We start from the raw sequence: 25,671 nt of genomic DNA on the forward strand, positions 1-25,671 counted from the left end.
CGCGTCCCCGCCAGAGCGGCAGACGCGACCCCGGGTCATCCAGGACCGCACATCCATGAGGAGCTTTGTCATGACTGTTGTGAAGGCAGCCGCGGTACAGATCAGTCCGGTGCTCTACAGCCGCGCCGGGACGATCGAGAAGGTCGTCTCGAAGATCCGCGAACTGGGGCGGCAGGGGGTCGAGTTCGCGGTCTTCCCCGAGACCGTCGTCCCCTACTACCCCTACTTCTCCTTCGTGCAGCCCCCGTACACGCAGGCCAAGGAGCACCTGCGCCTGCTGGAGGAGTCGGTGACCGTGCCCTCCGCCGACACCGAAGCGATCGGCGACGCCGCCCGCGAGGCCGGCATGGTCGTCGCCATCGGCGTCAACGAGCGCGACGGCGGCACCATCTACAACACCCAGTTGCTCTTCGACGCCGACGGCACTCTCATCCAGCGCCGCCGCAAGATCACGCCTACCTACCACGAGCGCATGGTCTGGGGTCAGGGAGACGGCTCGGGGCTGCGCGCGGTCGACAGCACCGTGGGCCGCATCGGCCAGCTCGCCTGCTGGGAGCACTACCAGCCGCTGGCCCGCTACGCCCTCATCGCCGACGGCGAGCAGATCCACGCGGCGATGTACCCCGGCGCCTTCGGTGGTGAACTCTTCGCCGAGCAGATCGAGGTCAACATCCGGCAGCACGCCCTGGAATCGGCCGGCTTCGTCGTCAACGCCACCGCCTGGCTCGACGCCGACCAGCAGGCGCAGATCGCCAAGGACACCGGCGGCCCCGTCCAGGCGGTCTCCGGCGGGTTCTTCACCGCCATCGTCGACCCCGAGGGCAAGCTCATCGGTGAGCCCCTCACCTCCGGCGAAGGCGAGGTCATCGCCGATCTCGACCTCGCCCTCATCGACCGCCGCAAGCGCCTGATGGATGCGAGCGGTCACTACAGCCGCCCCGAACTGCTCAGCCTGAACATCGACCGCTCGCCGGCACCCCACGTCCACGAGCGCGCCGCCCGGGTCGCGCCGGACACGTACCCGGCCGAGGAGGGGCGCCCCGCAGAGGCCAAGTGAGCTGCGAACAGGGCCACTTCACACACGGAACGGCCGGCCTTGCGAGGCAGGGTCCCTGGCGGGCGCGACACGCGTCCGCCGGGAACATACGACGTCGTCCCACGCCAGGTCCGTAGACCCGCGGTGGGGCCGGGAGCTTCCAGTGTGAAGGCACCCCGGGACGGCGGCGGGGGAGCGGATGGCGAAAAGTCCCGAACGGAAGCGGCATCCGTTCCCCGGTGGATGCCGCTTGCGTTCGGGACTCGCGGTCCGTCCGCCAGGCCTGATCCGAGCCGTCCGGTGCCGAGCACCAGGACCACCAGCTCGAACGGCAGGCCTTAGCGCAGGACGACGCCGAAGACGATCGTGAAGAAGGACTCGAACGGCTTCGCCGAGCGGTCGGTCCTGGTGGCGATCAGGGTGCCTTCCCACGCGTTGAGCACGAAGGCTGCCAGGGTGGCGGCGTCCTGCGCCTTGGACACCTCGCCCGCCTCCTGGGCGTCGAGGATGGCCACCGCGAGCGCCTCGCGCCAGTAGGTGAAGCTCTCGAACACGCTGGCCCGCAGGGCCTCGCTGTGGTCGGCCACCTCGACCGCCATGTCACCGACCATGCAGCCGCGGGCGAAACCGGCCTCCAGGTTCTCGTCGCGGAGGAACTCGAAGTGCCGGCGCACCCGGGCGAGGGGGGCCACCGAGTCGTCGGTCAGCATGTCCAGCCGGCGACTGGCGCCGTAGCGCTCCAGCGCCACGACGGCCAACGCTTCCTTGCTCTCGAAGTGGTTGTAGAAGGACCCCTTGGGGGCGCCGGCGGCATCGGTGATGTCCTTCACCCCCGTCGCCGCGTACCCGTGCGAATGGAAGCGGTCGACGGCTGCCTCGATGATGTTTTCGCGCAAACTGGCCCGAGCCACGATGACGCCTCCTTGTAAGATGGTCGATCGTCTTAGGTTACCACTCGCTGTCGCGGCACCCGAGGAGTGGCCGTCCGTATCGCTGCTCGCTCACGCCGTCGCCATCGCTGTGACGTGCCAGATGGGCGTTTTTTTGCCCTGCTCGTGGCCCGGCGTGGGCCGTGTCACGCCCCCGGCGACCGGGAGTCCGTTGCTTTTAAGACGACCGGTCGTTATGGTCGAGTCGTCAGTCCGGAACGGACACTCCACTGCGAATGAGGACCCCATGACCGACCTCACCACCACTGTCATCGACGCCCACGGAGGCCTGGACCGGTACAGGGCGTACCGCACGGCCACGGTCGCCTTCCGTACCGGCGGCGGCCTGTGGGGACTCAAGGGGAAGAGCGGAATCCTCGACTCGGCCACCGTGCGGGTCGGTCTCGACCCCCGTGAGCAGTACGCCAGCCACAGCCCCTTCACCGCGCCCGACCTGCGCACGTCCTTCACGGCCCAGCGCGTGGCCGTGGAGAACGACCGGGGTGAGGTGCAGGCCGAGCGGCTCGACCCGCGCGCGTCCTTCGCCGGCCACACCCTGGAGAGTCAGTGGGACGACCTGCACCTCGCCTACTTCGCCGGCTACGCGATGTGGACCTATCTGACCAGCCCGTTCACCTTCGCCTCGCCCGAGTTCAAGACCGAGGAGCTGGCGCCCGTGGCCGAGGGGGGCGCCACCTTGCGGCGGCTCAAGGTGACCTTCCCCGACAACATCGCCACGCACTCCAAGGAGCAGGTCTTCTACTTCGACGAGGCCGGGCTGCTGCGCCGGCACGACTACACCGCCGAGGTTCTCAACTCCGGGCCGGCCGCGCACTACAGCTTCGACTACAAGGAGTTCGGCGGGATCATGGTTCCGACCAAGCGGCGCGTCTATCCGATCGGTGAGGACGGCGCCCCGATCCGGGACATCGAGCTCGTCACGATCGACATCGACGACGTCGTCTTCGCCTGATCGACCCGAGCGGGCCTTCCGGCCCGTATGTGGACAGCAGGGGACTGCGACGCGGTGCGGAACGCTCCGGGCTCGCAGTTCCCCGTAAGGGGTTCACTTCTCCCGACCTCCCCTACGCGCTGTCGGCCCCGAGATGGCTGCACTGTGCGTCGGTCACCTGTCGATACGGTGACCAATTGCATCGCGTCGGGCGACTCACCGATGAGCCGTTGGGACGACAACTCGGGGCTCAGACCGTCCGTCCGTAACCCGCGAACCCGGCACCAGTGCCTACGGCTCGGGTGACGGTGGGCACACTGTCACCGCATTGACTGGTGACGAATCAGCGTGGCAGCATGCGTACACCACTTCAGGGGGTGACGAGTCGCTGTCGACGGAGTCTGCTGTCGACGTCGGCAACGAGCGGCGGACGTCCGCTCGCCGTCGGTGTCAGGGCAGCCGGATCGGGCGCTGCCCGGCACCCCCGCCGTACGAACCCGCGCACACCCACGGCCGGCACGGTGGCCACGTATGCGCCGCGATCGCCGCGAGGCGAAGGACTGGTGGTCATGACTGGGAAGTCGAAACGTCCGGCCGACGGAGCGCCGATCGCGCGCCGGGCCATGCTCGGCATGTTCGCCGCGGGTGCCGCCGGCCTCGCCGGTGCCCCCTATCTGCAGAACGGCTGGGAGCGGTTCCTCGCGTCCTCCTCCCAGGCCGACCCGACCGGCCTCACCGGCCTCCTGCCCAACCCGGGCGGTTTCCGGTACTTCAGCGTCGTCACGTCGGTCCCGCACAAGGACGCGACGGACTACGAGCTGACCATCGGCGGCCTGGTGGACCGGCCGAAGACCTACACCCTCGATGAGCTGCGCGCGATGCCGCAGACCCGGGTCGTCGCCGACGTGCTGTGCACCGACGGGTGGCGCGTGGACGACACGCCCTTCAGCGGCGTGAAGTTGTCGGACCTCCTGGACGCCGCGGGGGTGCGCGCCAAGGGCACGGCCGTCCACTTCACGTGCTTCGACGGCGCCTACACCGAGAGCCTCACCCTCGAACAGGCCCGCCGGGCCGATGTGTTGGTCGCGCTGGACATGCAGGACAAGCCGATCACGCACGCCCACGGCGGGCCGGTCCGCCTCTTCGTCGCGCCGATGTACTTCTACAAGTCGGCCAAGTGGCTGTCGGGCATCACGGTCACCAGCAAGGTGGAACCCGGTTACTGGGAGGAACGCGGATATGACGTCGACGGTTGGCTCGACGGGGCCGACAGGGGCAAAGCCGCGGCCTGACGCCTCCGGGAGGGTCCGGCGCTTCAGCCGCGCCGAGCGCCTGGTGCACCGCACGACCGGCTGGCTGGTGCTCGTCTGCCTGCTGACGGCCGCTTGCCTCTACATCGGGCCCCTCGCCCAACTCGTGGGCCAGCGTTACCTGGTGTCCACCGTGCACAAGTGGTCGGGGATCCTCATCCCCGTCCCGGTGCTGCTCGGACTCTTCTCGACCGAGCTGCGGGCGGACCTGCGTCGGCTCAACCGCTTCGCCGAGTACGACAGGCAGTGGCTGCGCGCCGCCCGCCACCGGCTGATGTCCCCCGGCGCGCGGCCGGCCGGCAAGTTCAACGCCGGGCAGAAGCTCTACGCGGGCTGGATCGCCGGTGCCGTCCTGGTCATGCTGCTCACCGGACTGCTGATGTGGTTCATGGGCTTCCTGCCGTTCATCTCCCGCACCAGCGCGATCTTCGTGCACGATGTCGTCGCCTGGGCGATCACGTTTGTCGTCCTCGCGCACATGCGGAAGGCGCGGGCGGACCCCGGGGCCTTGCAGGGAATGCGGACCGGATACGTCGACCGCGCCTGGGCCGCTCGACTGCACCCCCGGTGGCTCTCGGACGACCCCGCCCAGGACAAGGACCGACCCGAGTCCCAGGACAACAAGGGCCGGCTCCGGTCCCACGGTGAGGGCCGACCCGAGTCCCGGGGCGAGGACCGGCCCGCGGGCCAGGACGAAGACCCGTCCACGGAATTCAGGAACTGATTCCACCAAGGAGCCCGCGGGACGACAGGGTTGGCGCGGCAACACGGAATCGAGCGGCAGAGGCCGCCCCACCGCGGTCGGTGGGGCGGCCTCTTGCTGTCGGCAGGGCCGGAGTCGCCCCTGTGTCCGCTCGGGGCAAGAGGCGTGAGGGTCGGCGTCCTGGTGCACGGCCACGCGCAGGCCCCGCACGCGCGGGGTGCGTGTGCGGGGCCTGCGGGGCGGGGGAGGGGCCGATTGCGCCGGCCCGGTGGGGTCAGACGGCGACGGCGTTGATGGTGACGGGTATGTTGCCGCGGATCGCCTTCGAGTACGGGCAGATCTGGTGGGCGGCCTCGGCGAGTTCGGTGGCCTGCTCCTGGGTCACACCGCCGACCTGGAGGTTGAGGACGGCGGCCAGGGAGAAACCTTCGTCGCCGTGGTTCAGCGTCATGTCGGTGTCGATCTCGGTGCCGGCCAGACGGATCTTGCGCTCGGCCGCCGCGATCCGGACCGCGCCCAGGAAGCAGGCCGCCCAGCCGGCCGCGAACAGCTGCTCGGGATTGGTCGCCGTACCGGCCCCGCCCAGTTCCTTCGGCAGCGCCAGGTCGGTCTCCAGCAGGCCGTCGTCGGACCGGGCGCGCCCGCCGTTGCGGCCTTCGCCGGTGACCTTCACGTGGGCGGTGTAGTTCGGCATGACGAATCCTCTTCGAAAGACGGGGACGCGGGGGAGACCCGTACGTCGGTGAACCTCTCGGCGGGACGCTTCCTCGCGTCACCCGCTCGACCGGTGACCACATAGTGGCAATCTCGTGCGTCACCTGTCAAGGAGGTGACGCACGGAGGGTGGTGCGGAGCAATGTCGCCGCCCCGCCGGGTTTCTCCCGGCGGGGCGGCGACATTGAGGGGTCTGTATGACGGTCAGGCGGCGGCAGCGGTGCGGCGTCCCTTCAGGCGGGGACGCAGGGCCAGCGCGGTCCCGGCGACGACCGCCCAGGCGGCCAGCGTGAGCACTGGGGTGACCAGGTGTGCGCCGCCGTAGTAGCTCAGGTCGGCGATGGCGCGGACGGCGGCGCCGGGCGGCAGTAGCGCGGAGATCGCCCGGGCCCCGGCGGGCAGCAGGTCGGCGCCGATGACCGCGCCGCTGGTGGCATTGCCGACCGTCAGCAGGAGCAGCGTGGTGATCGGCAGGCCGATCGGACCGAGCACGGTTCCCAGCAGGGTCGTGGTGAACGCCGCCGAGGCCGCCAGCAGGGCCAGGACGAACATGAGGGGGATCAGGGGTGCCGGGGCGGCGCCCAGGACCGGGCCGACCAGGATCGCGCCGACGACACCCACGGCGGCCGAGGCGCCGGCCAGCAGGTAGATCCGATGGCGCAGGCGCATCGCGGCGGCCAGGCCCAGGACGTTCGAGCCGAGGACGAAGCCGGCCAGGGAGACGCCGAAGGCCACGTAGAACCCGGCGAGGCCCCGCGCGTCGTGGTGGACCAGCGGGACGACGTCCTCGGTGGTGAACTGTGCGCCGGTCCCGTGGGCGTACGCGCCGACCAGGTGACTGACGGCCGAGGTGGTGGAGTTGCCGGCGGCCCCGGCGATCTGCAGGTTCAGGTGGTCGGGGGTGTCGGCGCCGAGGACCGCCACGACGTCGTGGTGTTCCAGGGCGGCCCGTGCCGTCGCGGCGTCCGCGGCGGGGTGGACCTCGACGGCGCCGCCGAGTGCCCTCTGCACCTCGCCCGGCAGGCTGGGGCCGGTGACGGCGATGGGCACGTGGTGTGGCTGTGGATCGCGCTGGAGGCCCACGTAGGACGCGATGAAGGCCGCCACGACGACGAGCGAGATCAGGAGCGGCTGGAGCCATGCCTTCAGAGGCGGTCGGCGGGGGCCCTGGCTCGATTTCGGAGCTTGCTCTGCCGTGGCGGGAAGCGTGTGCTCGCGCTCAGCAGTAGTCATGGCGTGACCTTTGGAGAGGGGGCAGGTGGAAGGGGAAGGGAGGCGCGGTGCCTCGGTTCGTGATACGAGCATATGCTCCTATCTTGGAGTTGGCAAGGGCTGCCCGGTCGGGGATGGTCGCCGTCGAGTCGTCGCAGGCCGCCCGTTGCGGCACTTTCTTCGTCCTGTTCGGTCGAACTGTCCTGTCTGTAGGTGCACTTGGGGTGCGGGATGGCGTCGGGTGGACCTCTGCTCGATGTGCTCCGTGGTGGCGATCGGTCACGGTGTCGTGTCGCGGGCGCCCGTGCGGCGGTCGCCGCCGTCGCTTGGCTGATCTGTCCGATCTTCCGGCACTTCTGGATCTTGGTCGGCCTTCTTCAAGTGTCTGACCTGGAGGGATGGCCGTTCTGTGGTCCCGCACCGCCTCCGCAGGCGCCTCGGTCACTGCGTCACCGCCTTGACAGGTGACGCTTCAGGGTGCACGCTCGGCACCAGTCGAGCCGGTGACGATCCCCGCCCCGGTCATCGACCTCACGGAACCTGAGAGAAGACATGAAGCTGAAGCTCGAACTCCTCGTCCTGCCCGTATCCGATGTCGACCGCGCCAAGGCCTTCTACGAGAGGGCCGGCTTCCGCCTCGACCTCGACCGCGCTCCGGTCCCCGAGTGGCGCGCGGTCCACCTCACGCCCCCCGGGTCGGAGACGTCGATCATCTTCGGCAAGGGCCTCACCTCCGCCGAGCCCGGCTCCACGCAGGGTCTGTACCTCGCCGTCACCGACGTCGAGGCGGCCCGTCAGGGGCTCCTGGAGCGAGGCGTCGAGGTGAGCGAGGTGTTCCATGACGACAAGGGGCTCCTGTTCCACGGTCACGCGAAGGGGACCGTCACCCATGACGTTCCCGGCCAGGGCCGTCTCGCCGGCCGGCACCCCGACGGCGCCTCCTACGGCTCCTACGCCACGTTCAGCGACCCCGACGGCAACGGCTGGATCCTTCAGGAGATCACGCAGCGAGCCCCCGGCCGCTGACGCGACGACCGACCGCACGAGTCACGGCGTCGTCCCCGGGCCCTCGGCCCGGGGACGACGCCGTGACGGCTGATCCCGGGCTCTCCCTCACCCGTTGCCGGAGAGGGAGAGCCGCGACTGTCAGCGCCTGCCGGGATGCAGGTAGGCGCGGTCCACCCGCTGCTCGACGGAGTTGCCGTCGGCGTCCTTGGCGGTCACGCGCAGCGTCACGTACGCGTCACCGCGCACGCGGGACGGACGCTCCACGGCGGAGGTGAAGCCGTGGCCCTTGCGAGTCGTCGTGGCGACGACCCAGGTCCGCCCGTCGTCGTAGGACGCCTCCACCTGGACCTTGACGCCCTGTGGCGACGCCATGCCGTCCTGCATGCGCACGGCGAGCTCCAGACTGTGCGTCTTCGCCCGGCTCACCGCGTTCCGCGCGTCGACCGGTACGTCGTAGTCCACCTGGAGCAGCGGCAGCCGGGACTTCTGCGCCGTGGTGTCCGACCGGAACGCCCACGAGGTGTGGGTCCTCGTACCGAAGGCCCAGTCGCCCGAGTCGCGGCCGGTGGTGAGGTCCAGCCGGTATGCGGCGTCGCCGGCGGGGACCTCGATGTCACCCCACGCGCCGATGCCCGACTCGGCGATCTGCCGGCCGTCGCGGTACAGCCGTGCCGTGGCCAGGTCGGCCTTGCCGAAGTAAGGGGCCTCGGCCACCGAGTAGTGGACGGCGCCGGAGTCGGTGAACTCGGGGACGAACACGGACAGGGTGTCGCCCTCGCGGACCGACGGCCAGGCCGCCTCACGCGGGATCGACGGCCGCACCACGGCCCCGAACCACCGCTCCGTCGCGGTTCCGCCGGCCCGGTAGGTGTGGGGACGGTCCTGCATGCCGAGGCGTAGCACGTCGTCGGGCTGATCGATGATGTCGTGGTGCACGGTGTGCTTCCACAGCGTGTCCCCGCTGCTGACGTACTCGGTGCGGGTCATCCCCACCGGTACGTAGCGGCTGTGCTGGTTCCAGGCGGTCTCCTGGTACGGCCGCCACCCGAAGCGCTGCTCGCTCGCCCAGGCCGACTCGCCCGTGCGGGTGTAAGTGGCCTGTACGACAGTGCTGTTGCGCTTGGAGACGGTGTGCACCAGGTTCGCGGGAATCTCTCCCTTCGAGACCTGCGCCACGTCGTACAGGTAGGGGCTGCGTACCGTTCCGGAGAAGTCCACCGTCGTGGTGCGCTCACGCACCCGCTTCAGCAGGGCCGAACCCTGCGTGTACGAGATGCGCATGAGCGGCACGGCCGTTCGCGGGCCGTCCGGACGCCACCTGGTCCAGGGGAGCTCGTTCTCCGGCCACACCATCAACAGCGCCTCGGCGCCCGCCAAATGGGCCTTGCGTGCCAGCTCCCTGGTGTTCTCGGCGATCGACTGGACGCGTATGACGGCCAGTTTTCCGCGCGTGCCGCGGAACGCGGGTGCCTCGGCGGTGCCGGCGTCCGCGGCGGCCAGGTGCGCGCCCCGGTCGTCGAAGACGGCGGACTCCGGTTCGTAGTAGGGAGTCAGGGCCGGCGAGTCGCCGGGCATACGCGCCTGCAGCTGCGGGGCGACCATCTGCCAGCGGGAGTGGAACTCGAACGTGCCGTCGGTGACCGGGGCGACGCGGCTCACGTACAGGTGCTTGACGAGGTCGAACATCAAGTGGCCCTGGATCAGCCCGCGTCCGTCGATCCGGCGGTAGAAGGTGTCACCGAGCACACCTCGCTGTTCGGCCGGGCGGGGCGTGCGGATCTTCACCTCGGTCACGTCCGAGGCGTCCAGTGTCACCGTCGTGTCCTCGGTGACCTTCACGTCGGGGCTGACGATCTCACCGACCTCGGCACCGTCGGCGTTCTCGTCGTAGAAGCTGTACGTGAGGTGGTAGGTGCCCTCCTCGACGACGGCGACGGCGGCGTCCCGGTCCGTGTAGGTCACGAAGCCGTTCCCCTCGCTGCCGCCCCAGATGTTCGGCAGTGCGCCGGGCACGATACGTCCGTCACGGCCGCGGTAGACGACGGTCAGCCGGTGCTGCTTGCCCCTGACCACGAGGGCCAGCGTCGTGTGGGCCACGACGGTGCCGTCGGCCGAGGTGGCGGTGACGTACCCGTAGTACTCGCCGCGGACGGCCTTCGAAGCGTCGACCCGCAGCGGGACCTCGGTCCTCGCGCCGGGCGCCAGTTCCGCGGTGCCGGAACCGAGACGGACGGCACCCTCGGGGAGCGCGCGTCCGGCGGGGGTGGCCAACCGGACCGCCAGGGTCAGTGTCAGCGGCCGGTCACCGGTGTTGGCGTAGTGGACGGTGCCCGCGTCCGTCCGGTCCTGGTCGCCGGCCCGGAGGGTCGGCAGGGTGAGGGAACCGGTGGCGGTCACCGGACCCATGGCGGTGGCCAGGTCGACGCGGCCCCCGCCCTGTTCGGTCACCTTGGTCCCGGGCACCGTGTGGGAGGTGCTGACCAGGGCGTCCTTGAGCTGCTGCGCCTTCCAGTCCGGGTGCTGTTGCGCGAGCAGCGCGGCGGCGCCCGCCACGTGCGGAGTCGCCATCGAAGTGCCGGACGACGCCGTGTAGTTGGCGTCGACGGGCTTGCCCATGGCGGTGCCTGCCGCGCGGGCGGCGACGATGTCGACGCCGGGGGCGGTCACGTCGGGCTTGGCCGCGCCGTCACCGGAACGTGGACCTCGGCTGGAGAAAGGCGCGAGGGAGTCGTCGCGGTCCACGGCACCGACGGTGAGGGCGGCGTCGGCGGCGCCGGGGGAGCCGATCGTGGCCGGACCCCCTTCGCCCGCGTTGCCGGCGGCGACGACGAACAGCGTGCCGGTCGAGGCGCTCAGGGTGTTCACGGCACGGCTCATCGGATCGGTGCCGTCGCTCGGGCTCTCCGAGCCGAGGCTCATGTTGACGACCTCGGCGTGCTGACCGGCGGCCCACTCCATGCCGTCGACGACAGCGGACTCGCTGCCGTAGCCGTCGTCCCCCAGCACCTTGCCGATCAGCAGGTCGGCCCGCGGCGCGACACCCCGCCGGGTCCCCGAGGACGCGGCACCGGTGCCGCCCACGGTCGAGGCGACGTGCGTGCCGTGGCCGAACATGTCGTTCGTGCCCGCGCTGGTGGAGAAGTTCCTGGCCTCCGCAATGCGTCCGGCCAGGTCGGGGTGGTTCGCGTCGACACCGGTGTCCAGGACGGCCACCTTGACGCCCTGGCCCTCGTACCCCGCCTTCCACGCGGCCGGCGCGTTGATCTGCGCCGTGCTGCGGTCCAGTACGGCCCTCACCCTGCCGTCCAGGAAGACGTGCGGAGCGACGGCCGCTCGGGCGCTGTCCGTCCCCTCGGGGGCGTTCAGCGTCTTCCAGAACCGGCCCAGGTCCTTGCCGGCGATCCGCACGGACCGCGCGTCGATGCTGCTCAGGGTGCGCGCGTGGCCGGCCGGGGCGTTCAGCGCCGTGAGCCGGTCCGCCGTCGCGGCGGCGGACCTCGACTCCCGCGCCGTGCGTGCGGTGCCGTCCGCGGACGGCTGTGAGGAGACGATCAGCGGCAGCGCGGACGAGTGGGCCTCGTCGTACTTCTGGGCGATCAGTCCCGTCACGTCGAAGAGGCGGCGGTCCAGGGCGCCTCCGGTCACCAGTGCCTCGGCGTCCGAGGGCAGCACGGTCAGTGCCTTGTCGTCTCCCTCAAGGGTGCGGAAGGAGACGTGTTCGCGTCCCGGGCCCGGCCGCACCGACGCGGTGCGGCGTCCTCCGGGCACGGACGTCACGGTCACCCGGTCGCCGGTCAGCAACCGCACGGTGGCGGACGCCGCCTTCTGGCCGGTGCCGGTGAACTCCTTCGTCCCCTCCGCCTCCGTGCTGGACGAGGCGGGCGACACACTGCCCAACGTCACCACCAGCACGGTCGATATCGCCGCCGACAAGCGGATCCATGCCATCAGTCAACAACCTTTCGTACAGCACGAAGTCAGGTGCTGTACGACAGAATCTGCGCACGCCAGAGGCCTGTCAGCACCCTCGCCTGGCGAACAGGCGACATGTCGCAACGGCGACACGGACGCGGGCGCACCGCCCTGATGGTCCTGCCCGGCGGGCTGTCCGTCGGGGTCGCCTCGACAGAAGCGGCGGTATCGGGCGGGGCGGACGCGGCCACCGGGCACGGCCGTCATGGCGGTGCCGGGCGGGGCGGGGGACGGCGCCTGCCGGTGAGAACGGTGCGGACACCGCCACCCTCGAGGCGTACGTCGACCTGGACGCCACCCGGCCGATCCAGCTGCTCGACACCGACTGCGAGGCGACCGGCTGACCGGCACCCTCCCGTTCGGGTCCGCCTGTTTGATTCCCGCCGTCGGACGGGCGGACCGGCCGCCGTGCACCAGGGGACGCCGTACGCCATCGGCCGCACCCCGTGCCCGCCGACGCCGTACGCCGATCCGATGCCGCCTCACAGGTCGGTGAACGAACCGCCCCTCCCCGCACCCGCCGTGAAGCGGGCGGCGCCCTCCACGCTCTCGTTCAGTACGCCCATTCCGTAACGGAGTTCACCGCGCAGCGCCGCCGGCTCGTCCAGGCCCTCCTGGTCGAGCACGGAGGCACGGTCGCCGCGCAGGCAGGACTGCGGGAAGCGGGCGATCTCCGCGGCCAGCGCCTCCGCCTCCGTACGCGCCCGACCTGTTGGTACGAGACGGTTGGCGAGACCGATCTCGTAGGCCTCCGCGGCGGGCACCGGACGGCCGGTGAGGATCATGTCCATCGCCCGGCTCGTGCCGATCAGCCGGGGCAGCCGCACGGTGCCGCCGTCGATGAGCGGCACACCCCAGCGACGGCAGAACACACCGAAGACGGCGTCCTGTTCGGCCACCCGCAGATCGCACCAGAGCGCCAACTCCAGTCCACCGGCGACGGCGTGCCCCGCGACCGCCGCGACGACCGGCTTCGACAGCCGCAGCCGGGTGGGTCCCATGGGCCCGTCGCCGTCCTCCGCCACCCGGTTGCCGCGTGTGGTCCCGATCGCCTTGAGGTCGGCACCCGCGCAGAACGTACCGCCCTCGCCCCACAGCACCGCCACCCGCGCCGACTCGTCCGCCTCGAACTCCCGGAAGGCGTCGGCGAGCGCGGCGGCCGTGGGACCGTCCACCGCGTTGCGGGCCTCGGGCCGGGACAGGACGACGGTGGTGACGTGACCCTGACGTTCGATCCGTACCGGCATCGGCCGCTCCTCTTCCCGTTCGACTCCCGCTCGGATGCGGCAGGTTACCCGGGGTGCGCCGAGCCGCCCGGTACGCCCGCTCCGCTCCGGGCGTCAGATCACCCGCAGCCGTACCAGCGCGCCCAGCGTCAACGCCCCCGGGAGCAGCGGCAGCCACACGGTGATGATGCGGTAGCCGAGGACCGCCGCCGTCGCCAGGGCCGCCGGACTCCCCGCGGCCACGAGCGTGACGATCAGCGCCGCCTCCACGGAACCGATGCCGCCCGGAACCGGCACCAGCGCCACGGCGACCGTCGCCGCCAGATACGCGACGGCCAGATGCGCGGGCGGCACCGGCACGTCCAACGCCCGCCCCACCGCGGCCAGTCCGGCCGCCTGGAGCACCGGGAACGCCAGCGCTCCGCCCCACAGGGCGAACGCCCGCGCGGGACTGACGTGGACGGACCGCGCCTCACCGAGCGCGGTGCGCAGGAAGGAACCGACGGCCGTCCGCACGCGACGCACGAGAAGCAGCACCGCGGCCACGGCACACACGGCCGCGGCCCCGGCGAACAGCAGCGGGCCGACCGCGTCCGACGGCACGAGTGTCCCCGGCCGCAGCGCGTCCGGGAACACGAGGAGCAGCACGAGCAGCAGGCCCAGGCGGCTGACCGACTCGGCGAGCAGATACAGCGCGAGGGCGGCGGAGGCGCGGGGGAGCGGCACACCGCACACCGTCATGAAACGGAGGTTGACCGCGCCCGCGCCGAGCCCCGTCGGCAGCAGGTGGTTGGCGGCGCCCGCCGCGAACTGCGCGGCGAGCAGCCGGCGCGCGGGCAGCCGCTCGACGACCGCGCCCTGCCGGGTGAAGGCGGCGGCCACCCAGGTGAGACAGGTCGCCGCGGCGGCCACCGCCAGCCACGGCCACTCGGCGCCCCGCAGCTGCCCGAAGCCCTCCTGGAGCACCGAGCGGTGACGCAGTGAGACCCACACCACGAGGGCGATCGGAAGCAGGCACAGGACCTTGCGGACCGGCACGCGTCGGGGAAGCGATTCGGGAAGGGATACGGCAGTCACATCCGGAGAGGTTTTCCACACCGCACCAACGTGGGGTTGCGCGCGCGAGGACGCCGGCTGACACGCGGGGCAAGGCGCGGAGGAACCGTACGCCGACCCCGTACGGCCCGGTGTACGAAGAACGGGTGAACGGGCCGGAGGAGCCGGGTCAGCCGCACGGGAAGCGCGGGAACACCGCGGACCGGACGGGAGGGAAACCGGTGAACGGTTGACCTCAAGCTTGCTTGAGGTCCTACCGTCTCCTCCATGAGCATGGAGACCACAGCCTGGACACAGTTGCACAGCGTCATGAACGCGCAGCAGGAGCGCCGACCCCTCGCCCGCGCGACCCTGCGCCGCATCACCGCCTTCGCCCGCCCGCACCGCCGCCGCATCGCCTGCTTCGTGCTGCTCAGCGTGGTGACCGCCCTGCTCGCCGTGGCCACCCCGGTTCTCGCCGGGCACGTCGTGGACGTCATCGTGTCCGACGGGGACGAGGACACGGTGGTGCGCCTGGCCGTCCTCATCGCGGTCATCGCGCTGGCCGAGGCCGCGTTCGGGATCGTCGGCCGCTGGCTGTCGTCGACGCTCGGCGAGGGACTCATCCTCGATCTGCGCACGGCTGTCTTCGATCATGTGCAGCGCATGCCGGTCGCGTTCTTCACACGTACCCGTACGGGCGCGCTCGTCAGCCGACTCAACAACGACGTGATCGGTGCCCAACGGGCCTTCAGCAACACCCTCTCCGGCGTCGTCAGCAACGTCGTCACGCTGCTGCTGACCCTCGCCGTGATGCTCACCCTGTCCTGGCAGATCACCCTGCTCGCCCTGGTGCTGCTCCCGGTCTTCGTGGTCCCGGCCCGCCGCATGGGCAGCCGCATGGCCAGGCTCCAGCGCGAGGCGGCCGACCTCAACGCCTCGATGGGCACCCGGATGACCGAGCGTTTCTCGGCTCCCGGTGCCACCCTCGTCAAGCTCTTCGGCCGGCCCGGCGACGAGTCCGCCGAGTTCGCGGCCCGGGCCGGCCGGGTCCGGGACATCGGCGTGCGGACGGCCATGGCGCAGTCCGCGTTCATCACCGCGCTGACCCTCGTGTCGGCCCTGGCCCTCGCGCTCGTGTACGGACTCGGCGGCTGGTTCGCCCTGCGCGGCAGCCTGGAGCCGGGCGCCGTCGTCTCCCTCGCCCTGCTGCTCACCCGCCTCTACGCACCTCTGACCTCCCTCGCCGGGGCCCGGGTGGAGGTCATGAGCGCCCTCGTCAGCTTCGAGCGGGTCTTCGAGGTCCTCGACCTGCGCCCGCTCATCGAGGAGAAGCCGGACGCCAGTGTGGTCCCCGCGGGCCCGGTGTCCGTGGAGTTCGACGACGTCCGCTTCGCCTACCCCTCCGCCGACAAGGTCTCCCTGGCCTCGCTGGAGGAGGTCGCCGCGCTCGACACCCGCGGCGGGGCCGAGGTCCTGCACGGCGTCTCCTTCCGCGCCGAACCCGGCCAGACCGTCGCGCTCGTCGGGTCGTCCGGCGCCGGCAAGTCCACCATCGCCCAACTGCTGCCCCGCCTCTACGACACCGACGAGGGCGCCGTCCGCATCGGCGGCGTCGACGTGCGCGACCTGAGTGCCGAGTCGATGCGCGAGACCCTCGGCATGGTCACCCAGGACGGCCACCTCTTCCACGACTCGGTACGGGACAACCTGCTGCTCGCCCGTCCGTCCGCGACCGAGGACGACCTGTGGGACGTGCTGCGCCGGGCCCGACTGGAGGACCTCGTACGGTCCCTGCCCGACGGCCTGGACACGGTGGTCGGCGAGCGCGGCTACCGGCTCTCGGGCGGTGAGCGCCAGCGCATGACCATCGCCCGGCTGCTGCTCGCCCGCCAGCGTGTCGTGATCCTCGACGAGGCCACCGCGCACCTGGACAACACCTCGGAGGCGGCCGTCCAGGAGGCGCTCACCGAGGCGCTGGAGGGGCGGACGGCCGTCGTCATCGCCCACCGGCTGTCCACGGTGCGGGCCGCCGACGTCATCCTCGTCGTGGAGGCGGGACGCATCGTGGAGCGCGGCACCCACGAGGAACTGCTGGCCGCCGACGGCCGCTACGCGGAGCTGTACCGGACCCAGTTCGCCAAGGCGGGAACCGCCCACGAGGACGCGGCGGGCAGGTCCGGCCCGATCGCGGACGAGGTGACGGAGACGGAGACGGCGGTGGTGTGAACGGTGGCATCGACGGCCCGGGTCGAGCCGTCGGCTCGGTCACGGGCCCGTCTGCTCCGGTCGGCCGAGCGGAAGAAGCACGGTGAACACCGTCCCGCCCGGCTCGGTGCCCAGCTCGATGGTGCCGCCGTGCGCCCGCACCAGGGAACGGGCCACCGCGAGGCCGAGACCGCTGCCCCCGCGGTCACGGCTGCGGGCCTTGTCGACGCGGTAGAAACGGTCGAAGACCCGCTCCCGGTCGGCGGCCGGGACGCCCGGACCCGCGTCCGCCACGCGCACCCGGACCTGCCCGGCGGCCACGGAGACGGCCACCGACACCGGTGTACCCGCCGGGGTGTGCACGGCGGCGTTCGTCAGCAGGTTGTCGAGAACCTGGCGGACGCGCTGCGGATCCAGGCGCATCCGCAGACTCTCCGGCCCGGCCGCCACCGTCAGCGGGCGGTCGGGGTGGCTCGCACGGAAGGCGTCCGCCGCCTGCGCGACCAGCTCCACCAGGTCCGCGTCGGCCGGGCGCAACGGGGTCTCCGCCTCCGCCGCGTCCAGCCGGGCGAGCAGCAGCAGATCGTCCAGCAGGACGCCCATCCGCGCGGCCTCGGCACGCAGCCGCGCCAGGTGCCGGTCGCGTTCCTCGGGCGCGTTGGCGGCGGCGTACTGGAAGAGGTCCGCGTATCCCCGTACCGACATCAGGGGCGTGCGCAGCTCGTGGGAGGCGTCCGCGACGAACCGGCGCAGCCGTTGCTCGGCCTCCGCGCGCACCGCGAGGGAATCGTCGATGTGCTCCAGCATCGTGTTGAACGCCGAGCGCAGCTCCTCGACCTCCGGACCCCCGTCCCGCCCGTCGGCGCGCAACGGCAGCCGCGCCGCCGACTCCGTCAGATCGTGCGAGGTGATGCCGTGCGCGGTGTGCGCCATGTCGCTCAGCGGCTTCAGCCCGCGCCGCAGCATCCGCCGGCCGAGGACCACCAGCGCCAGCAGCGCGACCGCGAACGCCACGACCTGCACGGTGATCAGCTGCCGGATCGTGGCGTCGATGTCCCCGGTGGGCGCCGCGCTGACCAGGACGACACCGGGCTCGACCTCGCAGGCGCGCAGCAGGTACGTGCCCTGCCCGTCGATCCGCACGGTGCGGGTGACCTCGGTGTCCGAGTCCGCCATCGCCTCGGCCACGGCGGTCAGCCCACGGGTGTCGGCGGGCACGTCCGCGGGGGTACGCAGGTCGGCGGCGCCGCCCGACACGTCGTACACCGCGGTGTACCAGCCGTAGTAGGGCTGCCGCCGCACGGTGCCGTGCGCCTCCGCGTCCTTCGACTGCACGACCTGCACGAGCTTCAGCTGGTCGCCGAGCTGACGCTCCAGGTAGTCCCGCATGTACGTCGTCAGCGCGGTGCCGACGACGGCGAACACGATCAGGGCCAGCACCCCGAGGCCGAGGGCGAGCCGGGTGCCGAGGCGCAGCCGGCGGTACGTCGTCAGCGGCCGACGCGGGAGCGCCGTCACGTGGCCGCCCGCCGTATCACGTAACCGAAGCCGCGGACGGTCTGGATGAGCGGGTCCCCCTCGGCGTCGACCTTGCGGCGCAGCCGGCTGACGACGAGCTCCACGACGTTGGAGCGGCCCCCGAACCCGTACGCCCACACGTGGTCGAGGATCTGCGCCTTGGTCAGTACGGTCGGCGACCTGCGCAGCAGATAGCGCAGCACCTCGTACTCGGTCGGGGTGAGCGTGAGCAGCGTCTCGCCGCGCCGCACCTCACGGGTGTCCTCGTCCATCGTCAGGTCCGCCACCCGCAGCACCGAGCGCTCGAACCCCGGCCCCGCACTGCGCCGCAGCACGGTCCGCAGCCGGGCCATCAACTCCTCCACCGCGAACGGTTTCACCAGGTAGTCGTCACCGCCGCGGGTCAGCCCCGCCACCCGGTCGGCGACCGCGTCACGGGCGGTCAGGAACACCACCGGCACCATCGTCCCGGAGCCGCGCAGCCGGTCCAGGACACCGAACCCGTCGACGTCGGGCAGCATCAGGTCCAGCACCACGATGTCGGGGCGGAACTCGGCGGCACGCCGCAGCGCCTCCTCGCCGGAGTTCGCGGTCACCGCGTCCCAGCTCTCGTAGCGGGCCACCGTCGCGACGAGATCGGCGATCGGCGGGTCGTCGTCCACGACGAGGAGTCGTACTTTTTCCACCCGCTCATACTGCTGCACCCGCCCACCGCCCCCGAGGGCGGACGGTCCCCGTGGCCACATCGATAACCACTTGAAAGTCGTACGACAGCTGATCGACAGGTTCCGACGGCCAAGCTCGGTGTCCCAGGACCCGATCGAGGAGCTCTGTCCGTGACGACCGTCCACGCACCTCCCGCGCCCCCCACGGCGATACGCCCCCGGGTGGTGGCCCGCACGGCCCTGTGCGCCCTGCTCGCCGCGAACGTAGCCGCGGTCGCGTACTTCTTCGCGCAGGCCGGATTCGCCTCCAACGCCCTGATCGTGCTGGGCCGCCTGGCCGGCCTGTACGGCGCCCTGCTGATGGCCCTCCAGCTCCTGCTGGTGGCCCGGCTGCCCTGGCTGGACCGCCGTATCGGCATGGACCGGCTCACCTCGTGGCACCGCTGGACCGGCTTCGGCATCCTCTGGACGCTGCTCACCCACGCCGTCCTCATCACCTTCGGCTACGCCGAGTCGTCGACGCTGGATCCGGTGAACCAGCTGGTCGACCTCGCCGAGACCACCGAGGGCGTCCTGCGCGCGATCACCGCCCTCGCGATCCTCGTCACGGTCGGCGCCGTCTCGGCCCGCTACGCCCGCCGCCGCCTGTCCTACGAGACCTGGCACTTCGTCCACCTGTACACCTACGTCGCCGTGGTGCTGGCCTTCACCCACCAGGTCGCGGCCGGGACGACGTTCACCTCGTCACCCGCGGCCACCGCCTACTGGTACACCCTGTGGGGCGCCTCGCTCGGCTCGGTCGCCCTCGGCCGGGTGGTCCTGCCGGTCCGGCGCAACCTGCGCCACCGGCTGCGCGTGAGCGCCGTCGTCCCCGAGTCCGACCACGTCGTCTCCGTGTACGTCACCGGCCGCCACCTGGACCGACTGCCCGCCCGGGCAGGGCAGTTCTTCCTGTGGCGGTTCCTCACCCGGGACCGCTGGTGGCAGGCCAACCCCTTCTCCCTGTCGGCCGCCCCGGACGGGCGCACCCTGCGGCTCACCGTGAAGACCGCGGGCGAGGGAACCGCCGCCCTGCGGCACCTGAAGCCGGGCACCCGGGTCTTCGCCGAGGGCCCCTACGGCGCGTTCACCGCGCTGCACAGGACGCGCCCGGACGCCCTGCTCATCGCGGGCGGCGTGGGCGTCACCCCCATCCGCGCGCTGCTGGAGGAGCTGCACGGGCACGCCGTGGTCGTCCACCGGGTCGCCACCGACCGGGACGCCGTCCTCTACGACGAACTGCGTGAGCTGGCCCGCGCCAAGGGGGCCGAGCTGCACCTGGTGACCGGGCCCGCCGCGCCCGACCGACTGGCACCGGACGAGCTGGCGCGCCTCGTGCCGGACGTCAGGGACCGGGACGTCTTCCTGTGCGGACCGCCGCCCATGATGAACGCGGTGCTCGGCAGCCTGCGCGAACTGGGCGTACCCAAGCCGCAGATCCACTTCGAACGCTTCAGCCTGGCGGGATGAGGAGCACACCGTGAAACGAGCACTGCCCGTCCTGGTCCTGAGCGTCGCGGGCCTGATCCCGGTCTGGCGCTACGAGGCGTCGCCCGACAGCTCCGCAGCCCAGGCGCCCGCGGCGCCGCCGAGTCCCACGTCCTCCACGTCCTCTTCGGCGCCCTCGGCGTCCTCCCGGGTCGTCGCGGGCCCGACCGTGGACACCGAGAAGGGGCCCGTCCAGGTCGAGGTGACCTTCGAGAAGGACCGGATCGCCTCGGTGCGGATGCTCCGGCAGCCGGACCATCCGCAGACCGCGGCGGCCGTCCCGAAACTGGTCGCGGAGACGCTGCGGGCGCAGAGCGCGGACGTCGACACGGTGTCGGGCGCCACGGTCACCAGCGACGGCTACCGGAAGTCCCTCCAGGCCGCGATCGACGCGGAGGACGCCTGAGGTGCGCCGCGTCGAGCACGTCATGGGCTTCCCGGTGTCCCTGCGGATCGACGACGAGGACGCCCCCGACGACGTCCAACAGGGCGCCGCGGACGCGGTGTTCGGATGGCTGCGGGAGGCCGACGCCCGCTTCAGCCCGTTCAGGGCCGACAGTGAGGTGTCCCGGCTGGACCGGGGCGAACTCACCGCCGACGGCATCTCCGCGGACCTGCGGGAGATCCTGGACCTGTGCGAGCACTACCGGGAGGCGACCGGCGGCGCCTTCGACGTCCGCCTGCCCGGCCGGGGCCTGGACCCCTGCGGGGTGGTCAAGGGCTGGGCGGTGCAGCGGGCGGCGGACCTGCTGACGCGGGCCGGCGTCCGCGTGTTCTGCCTCAACGCGGGCGGCGACGTGGTGACTTCGGGCGGCCCCTGGCGCGTCGGCGTACGGCACCCCGAACACGCCGACCGGCTGTGCACGGTCCTGCACCTGACGGACGGCGCGGTCGCGACCTCCGCGCGCTACGAACGCGGCGACCACATCATCGACGCCCGCACGGGCCACCCGTCGACGGACCTGCTCAGCTTGACGGTCCTGGCCCCGACACTGACCACCGCGGACGCCGTGGCGACGGCGGCGTTCGCGATGGGGCACGAGGGAGTGACGTGGGCGGCGACCCAACGGGACTGCGAGGTCTTCGCGGTGGACGCGGGGCGACGGGTGTTGAGGACGGAGGGGTTTGCGGGGGAGGGGGTGTCGCCGAGGGCAGCAGTTCCGTAAAGCAGCAAGATCCCGTTCCCGGGACGTCGGATCGATGGAGGCCCGGGTGAGGCTTCGCACTGACAGCGGTGGGTACATCCGCAAGCATGGACGTCGGCGCATGGATATCGCTGATAGCTACGGGGATCGTCTTGCTGATCGGAGCGGGGCTCATCTGCTACGAGCATTGGGGATCCGGCGCGAACCAGAGCCGGGAGTACGACCTCGGTCCGGACAACACCAGCGGCGGAGGCGGAGGCGGCTGACGCCCATGGTTCGGCCGAACCTGCCGTCGATCTCACGACCGCGCTGCAGCACAGCATCGAACAACGGCCTGGATCTCGTCGGACTCCCACCGCGATAGGTCGGTCGCGCCGAAGCCCGACGCGCACGATCGGCGTCGGACGGGCACGAGGCGGACGTAGTCAGATTCGGCCGAACCTCGGTTGCCAGCAGCGGTGTTGGGTCAGCCACGGGACCAGCTCACTGGGCAACGGGGGAAGGGACCACGGCCGTGGTGTCAGTCGGCTCCAGTAGGCTTCCCGCCACCGCTCGTCAAGTCGAAGGACCTTGAGAATTGTCTGCCCTGTCTGCCTTCCCGCTGCCCTTTCATGCCTCTCGTTCCATAGGCTTCGCGACACCGCGCACGTTGCGGGAACTTCAGATGATGGAGTGCAGCTCGCACATCCGGGCGAAGTCGCAGTGGTTCGAGAAGATGAACGACGACGGCATCGTCGCCCGGTGGACGAAGGAAGCGCTCGCGCAGGGTCTCACCGAGGCGCAGGTCCGTTACGTGCTCGCCGAACTCCATCACTACGCGGCGCTGCGGGACAGGCGGACCGGCGTCGAGGTCTCCGCGGTCGACGGGGTGTGGCAGTCGGACACGCTGGTCGACGACCGGCTCAGGTCCCGGCTGCGCGAGGCGGTCCGGGTTCTGGAGGAGGTTCCCGAAGCGGAGAAGGACTGGCACCCCGGATCGGACGGCCAGGTCCTGGATCTGGTCCACCCCTCTCTGTTCTGTCTGGTGAGGGACGTGAGCGGCGCGCCCGAGCGGGCCTGGCAGAACCCGACGAACCGCTACTCGAAGTACGAGTTCTCGGAGAGGTTCCAGTGGCTGCCCACGGACGTCGACGTCAGTGATGGCGGCGAGGTCGCCTTCCGCTCGTACGTCAACAACGTCCACCCGGAGAAGCATCGCGAACTGGCCTCCGTGCTGCCGGACTTGTTCGCCCGCATGCTGCCGCTGCTGGAGAACGTGCTCACCGACCTGCGTCACCCGCGGCCGCCGCGCATCGAGGCCGACCCTTACGGCTGGTACGACTCGGAGCCGCAGTACCCGGACAAGGCCGCCTACAGTGACGACGCGGCCTACGAGGAAGCCGTCACTGCCTATGAAACGGCCCAGGACGACTGGTGGGAGAACCGCCGCCCCGTCGTCCCGGACGCCCCCGCCTTCACGCCGCCCGCCCTGCCCGACGCGGCCGAGCGAGTCGTCCTGCGCGGCCGCAGCCTCCAGGTCATCGTCAAGCTCGCCACCATCCAACTGGCCCCGGACAAGCCCGAGTACGCGGGCGGTTCGTGGCATGTCGAGGGGATGCTGAACGAGCGGATCGTCTCGACCGGCCTCTACTACTGGGACAGCGAGAACATCACAGAAAGCCGGCTCGGTTTCCGGGCGGCGCTCGACGACCCCTCCTACGAGCAGAACGACGACAACGGCCTTCGCGAGGTCTACGGCCTGGAGGACGAGGACGCGCTGAACCAGGTACTGGGGTCGGTGGCGACCCCGGCCGGCCGCTGCCTGGCGTTCCCGAACGTCCTGCAGCACCGCGTCAGCCCGTTCCGCCTCGCGGACCCCACCCGTCCGGGGTACCGCAAGATTCTCGCGTTCTTCCTGGTCGACCCGGCGGAAAAGATCGTCTCGACGTCCGACGTGCCCCCGCAACAGCCGTGGTCCGAGACGTCGACCATGACCCTCGACCAGGCCAAGGCGTACCGCGAACAGCTCATGCAGGAACGCAAGTTCTTCGTCGCCGAACACAACGAGCAGCTCTACGAGCGGGAGTTCTCCCTCTGCGAGCACTGAACGGCTCGGAGGGGTGGGGATCCGTCCGGCCGAGGGATGACCTGGAGTGCTATGCCGTACTTCTCGTGTTGTGCGAGTGGCACGGCATGGCCGTTCTGGTGCGGTCGGGGGAGACCCAGGGTATTCGGTGCCGGTGTTCTCCCACAGGCGCGCACGTCTGACGCAGCGTGGGCAGAACTGTCGGGTCGAGAGCCACTCGCCATGGCGGAGTCAGTTCGAGTGGCCACCCGTGTGCCGACCCGATCGGAGCGGATGGTCGCAGTGCCTGGGGGAGGCGTGAGCAGTCGCCTGGCGATGGCGTCGAGCTCCCGGCGCTTCATCGATGACGAGGCACCACACCAGCAACAATGTTCTCATTCGGGGCTGTTGCTAACGTTTGGCATGGAGTCAGTGATCGGAACGGGGGAGACGATGACGTTCGGCGACGAGTGGGAGCAGCTGGTCTCTATGGCCAGGCAGCGCCAGTCCGCGGGGATGCGGCTCAATCAGCTGGAGCCGGGATCGGGCGCTACGAGTGGCGAGGCCGGCACGGACCTTGTGGTCAGGCAGGATGATCTCGGGGCGGTCGGGCATGAGGCGTTCCTGCTCCACGGCGAACTACACAAGAGAGTCGACATCGTGGGTGCGGGCGCCGACCGGAACGGAGAGGGCTCCACTGCACGGGCCGCCAGGGAACTCGCGGACCGCAACCTGGCCATGGGTGGCGAGCTCTATACCACGCTGTCCGTATGGGACTCCCAGGTAAAGACCGTCTTGCAGATGTGCGCACATATCTCGAACCACCTGGACTACTCGAAGAAGCTGCACGCCAACGATGACGCGGCGATCGCGGCTGCCGTTCGTGGCCGGGACGGAGCTGCCATGCCGGTCTCCGAGATCTCCAGGTACGTGCGCTGACGAGAGGGTGGCACATCGATGGGTACGTTCACCTATTCCGATCTCATCGCGTTGGACCTCGGCAGGCTCAGCACCGCCGTCACCGACTGGGAGACGACGGTCGGGAACCTTGCCACACTGCATTCCAATGCCAGGGACGGTCTGCTGAAGAAGGCCGAAGCGGCCCGTTGGCGCGGCGACAACGCGACCGTGACCAGGGATTTCGTGCGCAAGACCGCCAAGGAGTTCGGTGATCTCCTCAAGGAGGCTCAGAGCATCCACGCCGTGCTCGCCGACGCCCACACCGAGCTCTTGCAGATCCAGAAGAGGGCGAAGGCGCTGACAGACGAAGCGCACAGAGGCGACCCGGACCGATCCCCCGACCCCGACCGCGGTCTGGTCGTGACGGACGGCGGAAGCGGGACGGTGAAGGTCATCGAGGCGGTTTGCGAAGTGAACGGAACGTCCCAGCGCACCAAGGACAGGATGCAATGGTACGCGGACACCCTCACCGGCCTTGTCGCTCACGCATCCGAGATAGACGCCGCGGTCACCCGAGCTCTCCGAAAGTCCCACGGCGGCGACCCGCATAATGCGGGCCATGCCACGTACACCTCGCTCGATGAGGACCAGCTGCCGCGAGCGATGAAGCTCGCCTCGCTCGGCGAGGACGCGAGCGACAGACAGCGGGAGGAGTTGCGGCGGCTGTGGCAGTCGCTGAGCCCCGATGCCCGAGGCGAGCTGTGGGGGAAACACAAGGGCGATCTTCTCGCCGCCGGGATCCTCACGCCCCGATCGAAGCGCATCGCCGCCGACCCAGGGGCGGGTGAGTACGACGTCCAGGCTCCCACCGCACACGACCAGTGGATCCAGGCACAGGCGGTGGCGATGTCGAACGCGGGCGACGTGATCGGGAACACCGATGCTGCGCATCACATGGATCACTACCTACGCGGGCTCGGCACCCCGGTGGATCTGGACGTGGACCGGATGCTCACAGACGACGCGGCACTTCGGCAGACCGCGGAGTACGCCATCCAGGATGAACAGGAGAAGTGGCGGGAGCAGGCTCTCGCGGCTTTCGAGAAGTCGGGCGGTGAACCCGTGGCCATCCCGGTGGAGACCCGGCCGCAGAGCTACACCCACAGCGACCGCAACTGGTACCTGGCTGTTGGCAGCGGCATGACCAATACGACGGGTACGGTCACGGTCGTGCCAGGTGAGAACGGTGAGCCAAAGGTCGGTCTCGACTACCAGGTGAACGTATGGGACCGGTACAACTGGGACCCCGGCAAGGAGACCCCCATCGGCCCGACGACGGTGACCGACGCCGACATGGCCCGGTTGCACACCACAGGCCTGGCCAGGGAGTTCGACATGCGAGGCAGCGGATCGGTGCAACATCACGACCTGGGTTCGAACGGCAGCCTTCCCGTCCCAGCGGACCCGGGACGCGACGGAACACGCACCGATCCGAGTCGGAACGGGGACGCCCGATGACGCGGACACTTCACCGTTCGCGAGTAAGGTACGTCGTCCGCGCCGCCGG

At 70.8% G+C, this 25,671-nt stretch carries 20 protein-coding genes; 12 read left to right on the plus strand and 8 right to left on the minus strand.

Annotated features, from left to right (window positions below; all coding sequences use genetic code 11):
* The first annotated feature begins 70 nt into the window (after nucleotides 1–70).
* On the plus strand, nucleotides 71–1,057 hold the full coding sequence (locus ACZ4VA_RS30830) for a nitrilase-related carbon-nitrogen hydrolase (protein ID WP_356165151.1): 987 nt from the start codon (nucleotides 71–73) through the stop codon (nucleotides 1,055–1,057).
* Nucleotides 1,058–1,374: 317 nt separating this feature from the next.
* Here ACZ4VA_RS30830 and ACZ4VA_RS30835 read toward each other — a convergent pair whose 3' ends face one another.
* Entirely contained in the window at nucleotides 1,375–1,947 is a 573-nt protein-coding gene (locus ACZ4VA_RS30835) for a TetR/AcrR family transcriptional regulator (protein ID WP_356165154.1), read from the minus strand.
* A 265-nt stretch (nucleotides 1,948–2,212) separates the two neighbouring features.
* Between ACZ4VA_RS30835 and ACZ4VA_RS30840 the strand changes: the two genes are divergently transcribed.
* The 3 genes from ACZ4VA_RS30840 (at nucleotide 2,213) to ACZ4VA_RS30850 (ending at nucleotide 4,951) form a co-directional block, all read left to right on the plus strand.
* Nucleotides 2,213–2,938 carry a hypothetical protein gene (locus ACZ4VA_RS30840; protein WP_468083294.1) on the plus strand — a complete coding sequence of 242 codons (726 nt, stop codon included), beginning with the start codon at nucleotides 2,213–2,215 and terminating at the stop codon, nucleotides 2,936–2,938.
* Between the two features lie 548 nt (nucleotides 2,939–3,486).
* Complete coding sequence (locus ACZ4VA_RS30845) at nucleotides 3,487–4,209, plus strand: molybdopterin-dependent oxidoreductase (protein ID WP_356165159.1); 723 nt, start codon at nucleotides 3,487–3,489, stop codon at nucleotides 4,207–4,209.
* The gene (locus ACZ4VA_RS30850) at nucleotides 4,157–4,951 is read left to right on the plus strand and encodes a formate dehydrogenase subunit gamma (protein ID WP_356165162.1); all 795 of its coding nucleotides are present in this window, start codon (nucleotides 4,157–4,159) and stop codon (nucleotides 4,949–4,951) included. The genes ACZ4VA_RS30845 and ACZ4VA_RS30850 overlap by 53 nt, the downstream gene beginning before the upstream one ends.
* Before the next feature lie 253 nt (nucleotides 4,952–5,204).
* Here the strand turns inward: ACZ4VA_RS30850 and ACZ4VA_RS30855 are convergent, their stop codons facing one another.
* Nucleotides 5,205–5,624 carry an organic hydroperoxide resistance protein gene (locus tag ACZ4VA_RS30855; RefSeq protein ID WP_355792617.1) on the minus strand — a complete coding sequence of 140 codons (420 nt, stop codon included), beginning with the start codon at nucleotides 5,622–5,624 and terminating at the stop codon, nucleotides 5,205–5,207.
* A 224-nt stretch (nucleotides 5,625–5,848) separates the two neighbouring features.
* Nucleotides 5,849–6,877, minus strand: a complete 1,029-nt coding sequence (locus ACZ4VA_RS30860; RefSeq protein ID WP_468083297.1) for a hypothetical protein — start codon at nucleotides 6,875–6,877, stop codon at nucleotides 5,849–5,851.
* 531 nt (nucleotides 6,878–7,408) lie between these two features.
* On the opposite strand from ACZ4VA_RS30860, the gene ACZ4VA_RS30865 reads away from it, so the two are divergent.
* Nucleotides 7,409–7,882, plus strand: coding sequence for a VOC family protein (locus ACZ4VA_RS30865; protein WP_355794439.1), 474 nt, complete (start codon nucleotides 7,409–7,411; stop codon nucleotides 7,880–7,882).
* 120 nt (nucleotides 7,883–8,002) lie between these two features.
* Here the strand turns inward: ACZ4VA_RS30865 and ACZ4VA_RS30870 are convergent, their stop codons facing one another.
* The 3 genes from ACZ4VA_RS30870 to ACZ4VA_RS30880 all read right to left on the minus strand — a co-directional run bounded on the left by ACZ4VA_RS30870 (nucleotide 8,003) and on the right by ACZ4VA_RS30880 (nucleotide 14,139).
* A complete protein-coding gene (locus tag ACZ4VA_RS30870) occupies nucleotides 8,003–11,812 on the minus strand; it encodes a S8 family serine peptidase (RefSeq protein ID WP_468083299.1) in 3,810 nt (1,269 codons plus the stop codon).
* Nucleotides 11,813–12,318: 506 nt separating this feature from the next.
* Nucleotides 12,319–13,083, minus strand: a complete 765-nt coding sequence (locus ACZ4VA_RS30875; protein ID WP_389391350.1) for a crotonase/enoyl-CoA hydratase family protein — start codon at nucleotides 13,081–13,083, stop codon at nucleotides 12,319–12,321.
* Between the two features lie 93 nt (nucleotides 13,084–13,176).
* Nucleotides 13,177–14,139: a lysylphosphatidylglycerol synthase transmembrane domain-containing protein gene (locus ACZ4VA_RS30880; protein ID WP_356165172.1), complete on the minus strand. Its 963-nt coding sequence runs from the start codon at nucleotides 14,137–14,139 to the stop codon at nucleotides 13,177–13,179.
* 252 nt (nucleotides 14,140–14,391) lie between these two features.
* Between ACZ4VA_RS30880 and ACZ4VA_RS30885 the strand changes: the two genes are divergently transcribed.
* Entirely contained in the window at nucleotides 14,392–16,326 is a 1,935-nt protein-coding gene (locus ACZ4VA_RS30885; protein ID WP_468083497.1) for an ABC transporter ATP-binding protein, read from the plus strand.
* Between the two features lie 39 nt (nucleotides 16,327–16,365).
* On the opposite strand, the gene ACZ4VA_RS30890 is transcribed toward ACZ4VA_RS30885, so the two are convergent.
* Nucleotides 16,366–17,823, minus strand: coding sequence for a sensor histidine kinase (locus tag ACZ4VA_RS30890; protein ID WP_468083301.1), 1,458 nt, complete (start codon nucleotides 17,821–17,823; stop codon nucleotides 16,366–16,368).
* Nucleotides 17,820–18,569 carry a response regulator transcription factor gene (locus ACZ4VA_RS30895; RefSeq protein ID WP_468083303.1) on the minus strand — a complete coding sequence of 250 codons (750 nt, stop codon included), beginning with the start codon at nucleotides 18,567–18,569 and terminating at the stop codon, nucleotides 17,820–17,822. The genes ACZ4VA_RS30890 and ACZ4VA_RS30895 overlap by 4 nt, the downstream gene beginning before the upstream one ends.
* A 90-nt stretch (nucleotides 18,570–18,659) precedes the next feature.
* Here ACZ4VA_RS30895 and ACZ4VA_RS30900 point away from each other — a divergent pair, with 90 nt between their 5' ends.
* From ACZ4VA_RS30900 to ACZ4VA_RS30925, 6 genes are all read left to right on the plus strand, one after another.
* Complete coding sequence (locus ACZ4VA_RS30900; RefSeq protein ID WP_355779870.1) at nucleotides 18,660–19,997, plus strand: ferredoxin reductase family protein; 1,338 nt, start codon at nucleotides 18,660–18,662, stop codon at nucleotides 19,995–19,997.
* A 10-nt stretch (nucleotides 19,998–20,007) separates the two neighbouring features.
* A complete protein-coding gene (locus ACZ4VA_RS30905; RefSeq protein WP_355779867.1) occupies nucleotides 20,008–20,421 on the plus strand; it encodes an FMN-binding protein in 414 nt (137 codons plus the stop codon).
* Between the two features lies 1 nt (nucleotide 20,422).
* Complete coding sequence (locus ACZ4VA_RS30910; RefSeq protein WP_468083306.1) at nucleotides 20,423–21,181, plus strand: FAD:protein FMN transferase; 759 nt, start codon at nucleotides 20,423–20,425, stop codon at nucleotides 21,179–21,181.
* A 556-nt stretch (nucleotides 21,182–21,737) separates the two neighbouring features.
* A complete protein-coding gene (locus tag ACZ4VA_RS30915; RefSeq protein WP_355779861.1) occupies nucleotides 21,738–23,246 on the plus strand; it encodes a DUF4246 domain-containing protein in 1,509 nt (502 codons plus the stop codon).
* Nucleotides 23,247–23,657: 411 nt separating this feature from the next.
* The gene (locus ACZ4VA_RS30920; protein WP_355779887.1) at nucleotides 23,658–24,143 is read left to right on the plus strand and encodes a hypothetical protein; all 486 of its coding nucleotides are present in this window, start codon (nucleotides 23,658–23,660) and stop codon (nucleotides 24,141–24,143) included.
* Between the two features lie 18 nt (nucleotides 24,144–24,161).
* Nucleotides 24,162–25,622: a hypothetical protein gene (locus ACZ4VA_RS30925; RefSeq protein WP_355779859.1), complete on the plus strand. Its 1,461-nt coding sequence runs from the start codon at nucleotides 24,162–24,164 to the stop codon at nucleotides 25,620–25,622.
* Nucleotides 25,623–25,671 lie beyond the last annotated feature (49 nt).

The organism is Streptomyces sp. NPDC028308 (genome assembly GCF_055565855.1).

What these genes read in the sequence shown, in the direction of transcription:
- ACZ4VA_RS30830 (WP_356165151.1), top strand. Translation starts at nt 71, where the DNA reads ATGACTGTTGTGAAGGCAGCCGCGGTACAGATCAGTCCGGTGCTCTAC.
- ACZ4VA_RS30840 (WP_468083294.1), top strand. Translation starts at nt 2,213, where the DNA reads ATGACCGACCTCACCACCACTGTCATCGACGCCCACGGAGGCCTGGAC.
- ACZ4VA_RS30845 (WP_356165159.1), top strand. Translation starts at nt 3,487, where the DNA reads ATGACTGGGAAGTCGAAACGTCCGGCCGACGGAGCGCCGATCGCGCGC.
- ACZ4VA_RS30850 (WP_356165162.1), top strand. Translation starts at nt 4,157, where the DNA reads ATGACGTCGACGGTTGGCTCGACGGGGCCGACAGGGGCAAAGCCGCGG.
- ACZ4VA_RS30855 (WP_355792617.1), bottom strand. Translation starts at nt 5,624, where the DNA reads ATGCCGAACTACACCGCCCACGTGAAGGTCACCGGCGAAGGCCGCAAC.
- ACZ4VA_RS30860 (WP_468083297.1), bottom strand. Translation starts at nt 6,877, where the DNA reads ATGACTACTGCTGAGCGCGAGCACACGCTTCCCGCCACGGCAGAGCAA.
- ACZ4VA_RS30865 (WP_355794439.1), top strand. Translation starts at nt 7,409, where the DNA reads ATGAAGCTGAAGCTCGAACTCCTCGTCCTGCCCGTATCCGATGTCGAC.
- ACZ4VA_RS30870 (WP_468083299.1), bottom strand. Translation starts at nt 11,812, where the DNA reads ATGGCATGGATCCGCTTGTCGGCGGCGATATCGACCGTGCTGGTGGTG.
- ACZ4VA_RS30875 (WP_389391350.1), bottom strand. Translation starts at nt 13,083, where the DNA reads ATGCCGGTACGGATCGAACGTCAGGGTCACGTCACCACCGTCGTCCTG.
- ACZ4VA_RS30885 (WP_468083497.1), top strand. Translation starts at nt 14,392, where the DNA reads ATGGAGACCACAGCCTGGACACAGTTGCACAGCGTCATGAACGCGCAG.
- ACZ4VA_RS30895 (WP_468083303.1), bottom strand. Translation starts at nt 18,569, where the DNA reads ATGTGGCCACGGGGACCGTCCGCCCTCGGGGGCGGTGGGCGGGTGCAG.
- ACZ4VA_RS30920 (WP_355779887.1), top strand. Translation starts at nt 23,658, where the DNA reads ATGACGTTCGGCGACGAGTGGGAGCAGCTGGTCTCTATGGCCAGGCAG.
- ACZ4VA_RS30925 (WP_355779859.1), top strand. Translation starts at nt 24,162, where the DNA reads ATGGGTACGTTCACCTATTCCGATCTCATCGCGTTGGACCTCGGCAGG.